This is a genomic window from Kribbella sp. CA-247076 (assembly GCF_050942445.1).
In the GTDB taxonomy this organism is placed as follows: Bacteria; Actinomycetota; Actinomycetes; order Propionibacteriales; family Kribbellaceae; genus Kribbella.
Genome location: NZ_CP192051.1, coordinates 6,496,104 through 6,508,529 on the forward strand (window position 1 = coordinate 6,496,104; position 12,426 = coordinate 6,508,529).

General features: G+C 70.3%; 12 protein-coding genes. 4 read left to right on the forward strand and 8 right to left on the reverse strand.

Annotated elements, in window-relative coordinates:
• Positions 1-3: 3 nt before the first annotated feature.
• From alr to ACQPYZ_RS30830, 3 genes are all read right to left on the reverse strand, one after another.
• On the reverse strand, positions 4-1,188 hold the full coding sequence (alr, locus tag ACQPYZ_RS30820; protein ID WP_433162269.1) for an alanine racemase: 1,185 nt from the start codon (positions 1,186-1,188) through the stop codon (positions 4-6).
• 15 nt (positions 1,189-1,203) lie between these two features.
• On the reverse strand, positions 1,204-1,845 hold the full coding sequence (locus tag ACQPYZ_RS30825; RefSeq protein ID WP_433162272.1) for an HAD family hydrolase: 642 nt from the start codon (positions 1,843-1,845) through the stop codon (positions 1,204-1,206).
• Between the two features lie 63 nt (positions 1,846-1,908).
• On the reverse strand, positions 1,909-3,096 hold the full coding sequence (locus ACQPYZ_RS30830; protein WP_433162274.1) for a GH12 family glycosyl hydrolase domain-containing protein: 1,188 nt from the start codon (positions 3,094-3,096) through the stop codon (positions 1,909-1,911).
• 352 nt (positions 3,097-3,448) lie between these two features.
• Here ACQPYZ_RS30830 and ACQPYZ_RS30835 point away from each other — a divergent pair, with 352 nt between their 5' ends.
• The 3 genes from ACQPYZ_RS30835 to ACQPYZ_RS30845 all read left to right on the forward strand — a co-directional run bounded on the left by ACQPYZ_RS30835 (position 3,449) and on the right by ACQPYZ_RS30845 (position 5,194).
• Positions 3,449-3,790, forward strand: coding sequence for a PadR family transcriptional regulator (locus tag ACQPYZ_RS30835; protein ID WP_433162275.1), 342 nt, complete (start codon positions 3,449-3,451; stop codon positions 3,788-3,790).
• Positions 3,787-4,347 carry an HAAS signaling domain-containing protein gene (locus tag ACQPYZ_RS30840; protein ID WP_433162277.1) on the forward strand — a complete coding sequence of 187 codons (561 nt, stop codon included), beginning with the start codon at positions 3,787-3,789 and terminating at the stop codon, positions 4,345-4,347. The genes ACQPYZ_RS30835 and ACQPYZ_RS30840 overlap by 4 nt, the downstream gene beginning before the upstream one ends.
• Positions 4,348-4,414: 67 nt before the next feature.
• Positions 4,415-5,194, forward strand: coding sequence for an META domain-containing protein (locus tag ACQPYZ_RS30845; RefSeq protein WP_433162278.1), 780 nt, complete (start codon positions 4,415-4,417; stop codon positions 5,192-5,194).
• A 30-nt stretch (positions 5,195-5,224) separates the two neighbouring features.
• On the opposite strand, the gene ACQPYZ_RS30850 is transcribed toward ACQPYZ_RS30845, so the two are convergent.
• From ACQPYZ_RS30850 to ACQPYZ_RS30865, 4 genes are all read right to left on the reverse strand, one after another.
• Positions 5,225-6,622 (reverse strand): NAD(P)H-hydrate dehydratase, encoded by a 1,398-nt coding sequence (locus tag ACQPYZ_RS30850; RefSeq protein ID WP_433162280.1) that lies wholly within the window; start codon positions 6,620-6,622, stop codon positions 5,225-5,227.
• 1 nt (position 6,623) lies between these two features.
• A complete protein-coding gene (locus ACQPYZ_RS30855; RefSeq protein ID WP_433162282.1) occupies positions 6,624-6,974 on the reverse strand; it encodes a holo-ACP synthase in 351 nt (116 codons plus the stop codon).
• A 52-nt stretch (positions 6,975-7,026) separates the two neighbouring features.
• A complete protein-coding gene (locus tag ACQPYZ_RS30860) occupies positions 7,027-8,022 on the reverse strand; it encodes a LacI family DNA-binding transcriptional regulator (protein WP_433162284.1) in 996 nt (331 codons plus the stop codon).
• Positions 8,023-8,109: 87 nt separating this feature from the next.
• Positions 8,110-10,041 (reverse strand): alpha-glucuronidase family glycosyl hydrolase, encoded by a 1,932-nt coding sequence (locus ACQPYZ_RS30865; RefSeq protein ID WP_433162286.1) that lies wholly within the window; start codon positions 10,039-10,041, stop codon positions 8,110-8,112.
• Between the two features lie 217 nt (positions 10,042-10,258).
• Here ACQPYZ_RS30865 and coaA point away from each other — a divergent pair, with 217 nt between their 5' ends.
• Positions 10,259-11,212: a type I pantothenate kinase gene (coaA, locus tag ACQPYZ_RS30870; protein WP_433162288.1), complete on the forward strand. Its 954-nt coding sequence runs from the start codon at positions 10,259-10,261 to the stop codon at positions 11,210-11,212.
• Here coaA and ACQPYZ_RS30875 read toward each other — a convergent pair.
• Positions 11,188-12,366: an MFS transporter gene (locus ACQPYZ_RS30875; protein WP_433162290.1), complete on the reverse strand. Its 1,179-nt coding sequence runs from the start codon at positions 12,364-12,366 to the stop codon at positions 11,188-11,190. The genes coaA and ACQPYZ_RS30875 overlap by 25 nt on opposite strands.
• Positions 12,367-12,426: the final 60 nt, after the last annotated feature.

Here is a 12,426-nt window from a genome sequence, read left to right on the forward strand (position 1 = left end):
GGTCTACCTCTCGACCGAGGCGGTGGAGCCGGGCGCGGCGCTGTCGACGTACCGTCGCGGGATCCTGGGTCCGAGCCGGGTCACGATCTCGTAGTTGATGGTGCCCGCGGCCTCGGCCCAGTCGTCCGCCGTCGGCTCGCCGCCGGTCCCCGGTCCGAACAGCACGACCTCGTCCCCCGCGGCCGCCTCGTCGTCCTCGAGGTTCACCACGCACTGGTCCATGCAGATCCGGCCGACGACGGTACGGCGCCGGCCGCGAGCCTGGACCGGGGCGCCGTTCGACGCGTGCCGCGGCAGTCCGTCGCCGTACCCGAGCGGGATCAGGCCGAGGGTCGACGGGCGCGGCGCGGTCCAGGTCAGCCCGTAGGAGACGCCGGCGCCGGCCGGGACCCGCTTCACCATCGCGAGCCGGGCCGTCAACGTCATCGCGGGCACCAGCCCGAGCTCTTCCGACGGCAGCGCGTGTCCGAACGGCGAGAGCCCGTACGTCGCGACGCCGGGACGGACCAGGTCGAAATGGGTGTCCGGCAGGGCGAGGGTCGCGCCGGAGTTGGCCAGGTGCTTGAACTCGGCGTCCACTCCGAACGACTCCGCCAGCTCGACCGCCTCGGTGAACGTGGCCAGCTGGGCCTCGTTCGCCGCGCTCTTCGGCTCGTCCGCCGAGGCCAGGTGGGACCAGATGCCCTTGATCTCGATCCGGCCGGTCCGCTGCTCCCGCAGCGCGGCCCGGATCAGCGCCGGCCACTCCTCCGGTACGGCGCCGCCGCGGGACATGCCGGTGTCGATCTTCAGGTGGACCCGGGCCGGCCGCTCGGTCACGCCGGCGGCGAGCTCGTCGATCTCCCACGGCGCACCCGCGGACAGGTCGATACCGGCGGCGATCGCGTCCTCGAGCGGCTCGCCGGGTGTCGTCAGCCAGCAGAAGACCGGCCCGGTGTCACCGGCCGCCCGCAACGCCAGCGCCTCCTCGAGCACGGCCGCGCCGATCCAGTCGGCACCGGCTTCGCGCGCCGCCCGGGCGACCGGGACCATGCCGTGGCCGTAGCCGTCGGCCTTGACCACGGTCATCAGCTGGGCACCGTCCGCGCGGGCACGCAGCGTCGACACGTTGTGACGGATCGCGGCCAGGTCGACGACCGCTTCGGCGCGGACCGGGCGGCCGCCGCCAGGTGACTGGAGGGTAGACATAGCCCCTCCAGTGTCTCAGGCCCGGTCGAGCAACTCCGCCAGGGCAGCCATGTCGTGGAACACCGCGGTCGCCGACGACAACTTCGCGGGGTCCGTCATCCCGGCGTACCCGAACACCGTCATCCCGGCCGCGTTGGCCGCGGCGACGCCGAGCGGGCTGTCCTCGACGACCACGCAGTCGCCGGGTTTGACGCCCATCGTGCTCGCCGCGTGCAGGAACAGGTCGGGTGCGGGTTTGCCGTGGGCAACGTCCTCCGCGCTGAAGATCCTGCCCGCGAACCGGTCCAGAAAACCGACCGCGGTGAGCGCCGTCCGGATCCGGCGATGGGTCCCGGACGAGGCCAGGCAGTAGGTGACGCCACCGGCGTCCAGGTGGTCGAGAACCGCCTCGACCCCCTCGATCGCCCGCAGGTTGGCGAACCCGTCGAACAGCCGCTGGTGGTAGCGGTCCTCCAGGTCGGCCGGCAGCGGGCCGCCGAGGCGCGCCTCAGCCTTCTGCCGCATGGACGCCATGCTGCCGCCCATGAAGTCGCGCACCGTTTCCTCGAAGGTGTAGGGCAGGCCGGCCTCGGTGAGCAGCTCGGCCAGGATCGTGTTGGCGAGTCGCTCGGAGTCCACCAGTACGCCGTCGTTGTCGAAGATCACCAGACCGGTCACGTGCTGAACCCTATGCGGCCGCCACACCCTTGGGGTGCGGCGGCCGCGGGAAGCGGGGTGCGCTCAGTTCTCCTGGATGGAGAAGTCGGTGAAGGCGAACCGCTGCTTGGTGTTGCCGGTGGAGACGACCTCGACGCCGTAGTCGACCTGCCAGGTGGTGGCCTTCGGGGCCCAGCCACGCTTGACCATGTCGTCGAAGAAGCTGGCCAGCGGCATCGTGCCGGACTTCTGCGTCACCTGGGACACGTACGCGGTGTACCCGTTGGTGTGCCAGACGTCGTAGGTGAACCCGCCGAAGGTCACGGTGTCGACCTTGCGGCCGGCCGGGACCTGGCCCTTGTTGTCGGTCCAGATCATCAGCTCGTTGTTCAGGCCGTCGCCGATCCACGCGTCGAACGCGACGTTGTAGATGCAGGCCGCGCAATTGGCCGGCGTGGTCGCCGCGAACGTCGCCGACTTGATCTTCGACAGCGGGACGTCGTCGTAGTCCTTGTGCACGTTCGGGTACGCCTGGACGCCCTTGTCGCCCGGGAGCGGCTGGGTGACGTCGACGTACCAGTTGTCGAAGTTGCAGGCGCCCAGCGTGTAGGTGCCGTTCTCGTTGTTCCACATGTTGTTGTGGACGTAGTACGCGCCGAAGTTCCGGCCCGCGCCCTGGTTGTTGGTCGCCGTGGTGGTCCACACCGGGTTGGTGCAGCTCTTCACCGGGCTCCCGGTCGAGGTGGGCGTCGACGTCGCCGTCGGGGTCGACGTACTGGTCGTGGTCGACGTCGGAGTCTTGGTGGGTGTCTGGGTCGGCGTCGTGGTGGTCGGAGTGGCCGTCGGCGTCTTCGTCGGGGTCGACGTGGCCGTCGGCGTCGGCGTGGTGGGCTGCGGCGGCGCGGCCGCGAAGTCGTAGTGCGCGGTGTACTGCAGCTTGGTGCCGGCGCGGTACCGGTCGCCGTCACGGTCGAGGGCCCGGAGGCGGAACGACTTGTCGGTGGTCTGGCCCGGGTCGATCGACAGGATCGACGGTCCGGCCGCGGTCGCCGTGATGGCGGCCGGCTTCGCGCCGAAGCCGTGCAGCACCGTACAACTGGAGGACGCGTCCAGGACGCAGGTCTCCACGCGTCCGACGCTCGGGAGGGTGGATGCCGTGCTGTCCGTCGCGGCGCCGGTGTTGGTCGCAGTCACCGGGGTGTCCTTGGCCGCCTGGACGGCGATCGGTGCGGCGATGAGCGCGCCGACGGCAAGGAACAGCGCTGGGATCACGACGCGGCTCCGGGCAGTTCGGGTGGGGGGCATGCGAAACATTCCTCGTCTGTCCGGCGGACCGCCCCACGTGCCCCAGAACTGCAGGAACGGCCCACAACTGTTCTGTTGGGTCCCCAGAGAGGCCTGGACCAGCCGACGCCCCCGAAGCGCCGAACCGTTCCGGGCAGACCGGGCGATCCAGCGGCCCGGCCGTGTCCTGCTCGTTCACTCTCGCGCGTACGGCGCCCGACGTTATCCAACCGTGATCTGAAAAGCCAACCCAGGACCCCCATTTCACGCAGCGTATCCGCGCACTCCGCTTGAGAGGGCGTGTTGCTGGAACCTGGTGCGGACAGGTACCTTGTGTCGCATGGTAGCGGAGAAGGTGTTCACGCAGCTGCGCCGCGGGACGCTGGAGTACTGCGTGCTCGCGCTGCTGCAGGGAGAGCGTCGTTACGGTTTCGAGTTGGTCAAGGCGCTCGGCGCGGTCGACGGACTGGTCACCACCGAAGGGACGATCTACCCGCTGCTGGCGCGGTTGCGGCGTGAGGGTCTGGTGGAGACCAGCTGGCAGGAGTCCGAGTCGGGCCCGCCGCGGCGCTACTACACATCGACGCCCGCGGGTAGCCGGGCACTGGCCGAGTTCACCGCGGACTGGCAACGGTTCTGCCGGTCGGTGGACAAGATCTTGCAGAGTGGGAGACGGGGATGAGCAGGGAACTGGACAGCGATCGCCTGGTCGACGCGTACCTGAACGAGCTGGCCGCGGAGGCTGCCGAGTTGCCGGCCGGCCGGCGCGACGAGTTGCTCGCCGACCTGAAGGCGCACATCGCCGAGGCGCGCGCGGGCGGCGCGACGTCGGAGGACGAGATCCGCGAGGTGCTGCACCGGCTCGGCCGGCCGAGTGAGATCGTTGCCGCCGCCACCGACGGCCTGGTGCGGGTCGAGCTCCCGCCGCGGCTGCGCCCGCGGGACTTCGTCGCGGTCGGGCTGCTGTTGGTCGCGCCGTACCTGCTGGAGCTCAGCTCGCTGGTGGCCGTGATCGGCTGGGGGATCGGACTCGGACTGCTCTGGACCTCGAACCGCTGGACCGTGCTCTGGAAGCTGATCGGCACGTTGATCTGGCCGATCGGCTACGCCGCGGCCCTGTTCCTGGACGTGTTCTTCCAGCCCCGGATCTGGGTCATCCAACTGGCTGACTTGGTGATCACGCTCGTTCTGATCACCGCCTTGGTCCTGAACGCCCGCCCACCGCGTCAGGCCTCGTAAACGATCGAGGCACCTAGGAGCTGCGGTGCAACGCCGGGGCGGGTTGGGGCGTCCGTAGGGTGTGAGGATGCGGATGGTCGCCGTGGTCGGTGCCGGGGTGCTGGCGCTGGCTGGGTGTGGGGACGAGTCGGGCGTGGGTGGTTCGGACGGTGGTGCGTTGAAGGGCCGCACCTACCTCTCGTCGGCGGTGGTCGAGGACGGGAAACCCAAGCAGCTCGTGCCGAACAGCCGGGTGCGGTTGACGTTCACCGATGACGGGCGGCTGATCGCCGAGGCGGGGTGCAACTCGATGCAGGCCCCGGTGGACACCGGCGGCGGCAAGCTCGCGGTCGACGAAGAGCTGGCGGTGACTGCGATGGGATGTGACGCAGCACGGCACCGGCAGGATGACTGGCTGATGAACGTACTGCGGTCCGATCCGGGCTGGAAGCTGGAGGCCGAGCAACTCACTGTCACCTCCGGGGGTACGACGATCACGCTGACGGATCGCGAGACGGCCGAGCCGGACCTCGCGCTCGACGGCACCAGGTGGACGCTGGACACGGTGATCACCGGCGAGACCGCGTCGCATCAGGCCGGTGCGGAGAAGGCGTGGATCACCCTGAACGGCGAGCGGGTCACCGGGTCGACCGGCTGCAACGAACTCCAGGGCAAGGTCGCCCGTGACACCGGCAAACTCACCTTCGGCGAGCTCGCCACCACCCGACGAGCCTGTGCCGGCGACGCGGGAAAGCTCGAGCAAACGCTCCTCGGCTCCCTCAAAGGCGCCGTCACCTACGAGGTCGACGCCAACCGCCTCAAACTCCGCACCCCCACCAGCGGCCTGGACTTCACCGCCACCCGCTAGCCCCAAAACCATCCGAAAGCGCCGGGGCTGCTAGCTCTTCAGAGTCATCCGGGTGGCCTCGGGGAGGGCGGCTGCTACTCCGAGGGCTGTGGTGGGGCCGGAGGCTGAGGCGAGGTTAGCGGCGGCGGCGTGGAGGTAGGCCGCGACCGAGGCGGCGTCGAGGGCGGTGAGGCCGGCTGCGAGAAGGGCTCCGCACAGGCCGGCCAGGACGTCGCCGGCTCCGGCGGTCGCCAGCCACGGGGTGGCGTTGGTGTTGACGCGGACCTGACCGTCGGGCGCCACGATGACCGTGGTCGAGCCCTTCAGCAGGACGGTGGCGTCGTACCGCTCGGCTGCCAGGCGGGCGTGCTTCAGGCGCTCGGCTTCCACCGTCGACCGGTCCACACCGAGCAGACGCGCCAGCTCGCCGGCATGCGGTGTCGCGAGTACGCCGGTGTGATCGCCGGAGTCCTCCAGCGCTCGCAGACCGTCCGCGTCGAGAACGATCGGCTCCTCGGCGTCCAGCAGATCCCGGACCCGGGCGACGTCGAGGTCATCACCGAGACCGGACCCCACGGCCCATGCCTGCACGCGTCCCTCACCGGCCACGATCTCCGGGTGCGCCGCCCGGACCTCGGCCGCCACCGCGTCCGGGCCGACGTACCGGACCATGCCCAACGGGCCGCCGAGAGCACCGGCGGTGGCGATCACGGCAGCGCCCGGGTACTGCGCCGAGCCGGCCATCAACCCGAGTACGCCGCGCGAGTACTTGTCCGACTCACCCCGCGGCACCGGATACAACGCCCGTACGTCGGACGCCTGCAACGACTCGACCGCGGGCGGCGGGAGCTCGAGACCGATGTCGACCAGGTGGACCGGGCCGCACGCGCTCGCGCCGGGGTCGACGAGGTGGCAGATCTTGTGCGTGCCGAAGGTGACGGTCAGCGCGGCGTGGACGTGCGGCTCCGGCGTCTCGCCCGTGTCGACGTCGATACCCGATGGGATGTCGACGGCAACGATCGGTACGCCGTGCTCGGCGGCCGACTCCACGGCGGCCAGTGCATCGGGACGTAGGCCAGGACGCCCACCGATTCCGACGATGCCGTCCACGACGACGTCCGCAGCGGCGATGTCGTCGGCCGATCCGACCCGCCCGCCGACAGCGCGCAGCGCCTCCAGACCGGCCGCGTGTGCCTTGTCCGACAGCAGTACGGCGGTCACGCGGGCACCACGACGGGCCAGCCGGACCCCGGCGTACAGGGCGTCGCCGCCGTTGTCGCCGGAGCCGACCAACAGGACCACGCGAGCGCCGTACGTGTGGCCGAGGAAGTTGCTGATGGCAACCGCGAGGCCGGTGGCGGCGCGCTGCATCAGGGTGCCCTCGGGCAGCCGCGCCATCAGGTCGGCCTCGGCCGCCCGGACCTGTTCGACGGTGTGCGCGCGGCGCATGTCAGCCCTCCAGGATGACGACGGCGGACGCGATGCCGGCGTCGTGGCTCAGGGACAGGTGCAAGGTCTGGACGCCGAGCCGGGCGGCCGCGTCGGCCACCGTGCCGGTGATCTCCAGCCAGGGCCGGCCGGTCTCGTCGGTCTGCACCTCGGCGTCGTGCCAGTGCATCCCGGCCGGGGCGCCGAGCGCCTTCGCGAGCGCCTCCTTCGCGGCGAACCGGGCGGCCAGGGAGGCCGGTGGTTTCACCGCCTCGACCGGCGTGAAGACGCGGCTCCGCAGACCGGGCGTGCGCTCGAGGGTCTGCATGAACCGCTCCACGTCGACCACATCGATACCCACGCCGACGATCATGCGCATCACCCTAGCCGCCTCCCGCCGGAGCAACGCGCCCACCGGCAAGCTCTTAACCGGGCGGCGGCTCCGCCGTGGATTGGCGGAGGCGTAACTCGACGGCGAGGTCCAGGCGGAGTGCGGCCGGTGTGACGCCGCGGGCCAGGTCGAGCACCAGGCGGGTGGCCAACTCCGCCATCTGGCGTAGTGGCTGATGGACAGTGGTGAGGGTCGGCGAGACCCATTGCGCCACCGGCAGGTCGTCGTACCCGACCACGGACAGGTCGCGCGGGATCTCCAGCCCGAGCTCGCGCGCCGCCTGGTACACACCGAGCGCCTGCAAATCACTGCCGGCGAAGATCGCCGTCGGCCGGTCGGGCAGCTTCAGCAGCGCCAGGGCCTCCTGACGCCCGGTGCCCACGCCGAACTCCGTCGACCGGATCAGCGCGGGATCGACCTCGACCCCGGTCGACCGGAGCGCGTCGGTGTACCCGTCGACGCGCATCCGCGCGCACAGCGTCTCCACCGGCCCGCCGATCACCCCGATCCGGCGGTGACCGAGCTTGCGCAGGTGCAGCGTCGCCATCCGGCCGCCACTCCAGTTCGCCGCGCCGATGGAGGGTACGTCGTCCCCGACCTCACCGACCGGATCGACCACCACGAACGGGATCCGGCGCGCCTCCAACTGCGCCCGCTGATCGGCGTCCAGGTCGGAGAACACCATGATCACGCCGAGCGGACGGCGGAGCAGCACGGACTCGATCCACTCCTGCCGCGGCCGCCGGGCACCCCCGCACTCCGACAGCACCAGCTCGACACCCTCGGTCCGGACGACCTCTTCGACGCCGCGGATGAGCTCGACCGCCCACTCGCCGCCGATCTCGTTGAACACCAGGTCGATCATCGGGCTGCTCGCCGTACTGGTCGCGCGGCGCCGGTAGCCGTGGGCCTGGATCAGGCTCTCGATCTTCGCCCGGGTGGCTTCGGCGACGTCGGCGCGGCCGTTCAGCACCTTGGAGACGGTGGGCACGGAGACGCCGGCCTGCTCCGCGATGGTCGCGATGGTCACCCGCTGACCCACAGTGTCCCTCCGCCCGCCTCGAGGCCGTGCCCGCACAGTACAACCTAGCCGGTGGCCGAAACTTTCGACGGTCGGTCACCCGTAGATCGTGCGGCCGAGGGCGTCCGGTACGCCGCTGAGGCGGTAGAAGTACGTGTTCACCTGGTCGCGCCACTCGCGCGCGTTCGCCACCTGTCCTTCGAGCCGCGCGGTGATGTTGTCCCGGGCGGCCGGGTCGAAGCGGTCGGCGATGGCTTTCCAGCGGACGAGCATGGCTTCGACTTCGTCGTACCCCTGGAAGTGCGTGTCGTAGATGTGCTGCAGGACCGTGGTGCCGCTCTGCAGCACGTGGTCGTAGGGGACGTGATGGAAGAACAGCAGCAGCTCGTCGGGGCAGGTGTGCACGTTCTCGTAGCGACTGGCGAGTGGCTCCGGGTACTGCCTGGTGAAGCCTGAGCCGGTTGCGACCGTGCGGTCCACGCCGACGCCGTAGCGATCCGCGAAGTGGTACGCGCCGGACGCGGAGTACTCGTACCCGTTGACGCTCGGCCCGTAATGCGTGCCCGGTGTCACCATGAATCCCACGCCGAGCGGCGCGGTGTAGCGCTCGTACGTGAGCCACGAGCCGGCCATGATCCCGACCAGCTCCGCCCGCGTCCGGTCGTCGATCGGGAACGTCGCCGCGGCCCACTCGTGCAGCAGGCTGACCGGATCCGCGGCCGGGTCCCACGCCAGCCGTCCGTACGCGTAGAGGTTGCTCTGGGCAAGTTTGTGGCCGGTCCAGTTCGGGTCGTCGCCGACGTTGGCCACGGCAACGATCATCTCGGTGCGCTCGGCAACGGTCGGTCCTCCGCCGCCGGTCGTGTCGAACTGCAGGATCTCCCGCCACCACGACCCCAGGTAGCACAGGTCCTTCTGCTGGCCGGAGTACTCCTGGGTCACCTGCAGCTCAAGCGCGAACCGCGTCTCCTGCAACTCCCCCAGCAACGGCGACACCGCCTCCCGTACCTGGAAGTCCAACGGTCCGTGCTTGACCTGCAGTACGACGTTGTCGTCGAACATCCCGTCCAGCGGGACGAAGTGGTCGTACGCCGCCCGCGCGCGATCCGTCGTCCGGTCCCGCCAGTCCTGGTCCGGATCGTCGACGAAACACCGCCAGTGCACGGTCCCCCGGTACGGCGCCAGCGCCCGCGCCAGCAGGTTCGCGCCGTCCGCCTGGTGCCGCCCGTACGTCGCCGGCCCCGGCCGGCCCGCCTTCACCACGAACCCACCGAGGTCGGGTACGGCGTCGTACACGCGCCCGGCCGCGGCCGCCCACCACCGGGCCACCCGGCCGTCGAGCGGATCGGCGGTGTCGAGGTCACCGAGCACGATCGGGGCGGCGAAGTTGACCGACAGGTGGACGGTGATTCCGTACTCCCGGAAGACCGCGGCCAGCCGGGCCACGTCCGGCAGGTGATCAGTGATCAACCGCGTCTCGGCCGGACCCACGGTGCTGTTGTTCAGCACCACGGCGTTCAGGCCGATCGACGCGAGCAACCGGGCGTACGCGCGGACGCGGGTCAGGTCCTGGACCACGCGGCCGTCGCGGAAGAAGATCGATCGACCTGAGTAACCGCGCTCGACCGCGCCGCTGAGGTCGTCCCAGTGCGCCAGCATCCGGACCGGGACAGCCGGTCGCTCGACCACGGTGAAGTCGCCAGTCATCCACTCGAAGTACCGCAGGAGATAGAAGTACCCGTACAGCAGTCCCCGACCGGTCTCTGCGGTGACGACCAGGTGGTTGCCGCGTCGCATCACCAGGAAGCCCTCGCCGCCGAGCCCGTCGACCGGCAGCGCCTGCTCGACCCAGGCGGCCAGCGGCGTCTCCTCGAGCCGGCCGAGGGTGCACAGGGCAACTTCCACCTCGTGCTGCACGCGCCGGGTCTGCCGGAGCTCGGCCCGGATCGTCTGCGCCAGCGCACCGGAGGCGTGCACGGTGACCTCGGGCAGTCGTTGGCCACCGAGCCAGCAGGGGTCGAAAGTCATGAGGCCGAAACACCAGCTTCGTCGCGTCGTGGCCCCCCGGACGCCGGCGATCCTCGCACACGACCCGGTCACCCCGATGACCCCGAAACTTTCGCACGTCGGCGGTGCTACCACGGCAAGCAAGCGTTTGCCAGCAGTGGAGGTGCGGGTAGTTGAGACGTAAGCCACGCCCGTCCGGGGTGGGTCCGTTCCCACGGGGGTGGGAAGAATGGGGCACATGCTGCAGCCGACACGGGAGGTGACTCCCTACACCGAGCTGGACCGGGCCGCCTGGGCGCAACTCGCCGAGACGACCGTGTCCCCGCTGACGGCCGAGGAGATCGAACGGCTGCGTGGTCTCGGCGACGAGATCGACATGGACGAGGTGCGTGAGGTCTACCTGCCGCTGTCGCGGATCCTCTCGCTGTACGTCCGGCATGCCCGGGCCCTGCACGCCGACACCGAGAGCTTCCTCGGCAAGCCGGCCGCGACCCGGACGCCGTTCGTGATCGGCATCGGCGGCTCCGTTGCCGTCGGCAAGTCCACCACCGCGCGGTTGCTGCGTGAGTTGCTGGCCCGGTGGCCGGAGCACCCGCGGGTCGCCCTCGTCACCACCGACGGCTTCCTCTGGCCGAACGCCGAGCTCGAACGCCGGAACCTGATGATGCGCAAGGGCTTCCCCGAGTCGTACGACCGCAAGGCCCTGCTGCGGTTCGTGGTCGAGGTGAAGTCCGGGATGGACACCGTCGAGGCCCCGGTCTACTCGCACCTGCACTACGACCGGATGCCCGGCGTCCGGACCACCGTCGAACAGCCGGACATCCTCCTGCTCGAGGGCCTGAACGTCCTGCAGCCCGCACCCCGGCACGCCGACGGCAAGAGCGGCCTGGCGGTCAGCGACTTCTTCGACTTCTCCGTGTACGTCGACGCGGCCGCCGATGACATCCGGTCCTGGTACGTCCACCGCTTCCTGAAACTGTGGGAGACGGCCTTCCGCAACCCGGAGTCGTACTTCGTCCGGTACGGCGAGCTCAGCCGGGACGAGGCGGTGAAGAAGGCCGAGTCACTGTGGGACGGGATCAACGGCCCGAACCTGCGGGAGAACATCCTGCCCACCCGCTCCCGCGCCACCCTGGTCCTCCGCAAAGGCGCCGACCACACAGTCCGTTACGTGCGGTTGCGGAAGCTCTGAACCGCAGGGACGATCGCGACCGCGACGACCAGAGCGGTCAGACCGAAGGCCATCGAGTACCCGGTGCCGGCGACGATCGCTCCGAAGACGATGGCGCCGATCCCCCAGCCGCCGTCGTACGCCAGGTTCCAGAGTGCGCTGACTTGACCGTAGCGGGACTTCGGGACCCGGTTGTACATCAGCGACAGCGTCAGGTTCTGCGCTGCCCCGAAGCCGATGCCGAACAGGGCCGACCCGACCACGATGGCGACCACACTGCCGATCAGGACCAGCGCACCCGCTCCCACCGCGGCCAGGACCAGCGCCGGGGCGAGCAACCGGGCCGGGCCGATGCGGTCACCGAAGCGGCCGGCCAGCCAACGGGCTGCGGGAGCGGCGACCGACTGCAACAGCAGGGCGGTGGCGACCACCGAGTGCTTGTCTTCGGCAACGGCCAGCGGGAGGAAGGTGACACTGATGCCCGCGGCCACGGTGACCGCGGCGAACACGAACGTCGGCATCAGCAACCCGCTGCCGCGCAGACCACCCAGCACCTTGACGTGCTGGTCGTCCACGCTCGCGTGCTTCGGCAGTCCGCGCAGCGCGAGCAGGCCGGCCAGCGAGGCTACGGCGGCCAGCACGAACAGGGCGTCGAAGCCGATCACGGTGGTCAGGTAGACGCCGAGCGGCAGTCCGATCGCGGCCGGGAGACCGACCACCACGCCGTACACCCCGAACGCCTCGCCGCGCCGGTGGGCGGGTATCACCTCGGCGATCAGCGCGACCGCACCGACGACCAGGATCGCCAGTCCGGCGCCGCGGACGACGCAGATCAGCAGCACGACGGGCAGCGACGCGGTGGCCAGCAGCACCAGGGACGGTGCGCCCAGCAGGACCAGTCCGAGGCCGAGGACGACCTGGTAGCCCCAGCGGGCGATCATCCGGGGGACGACCAGCTCGACGCCGACGGCGGACAGCATCATCGCGCCGGTGGACAGCCCGGCGCCGATCCCGCCGGAGCCGCTGGCGGCCAGGTAGAGCGGGACCACCGACGTGAGCAGGTACATGCTCAGCGAGGACCCGAAGACGGTCACCAGCAGGCGGCCGAACGAGCCGCTCAGCAGGCGCGGAGTCGAAGGAACGTGGACTGTCGGGAGCTCGCAGATGGTGGTCATGCATCAAAGCTAGAAGCGGACCGGTCTCCCCTACAGATCCAGTTCTAGCACCACTGAGAG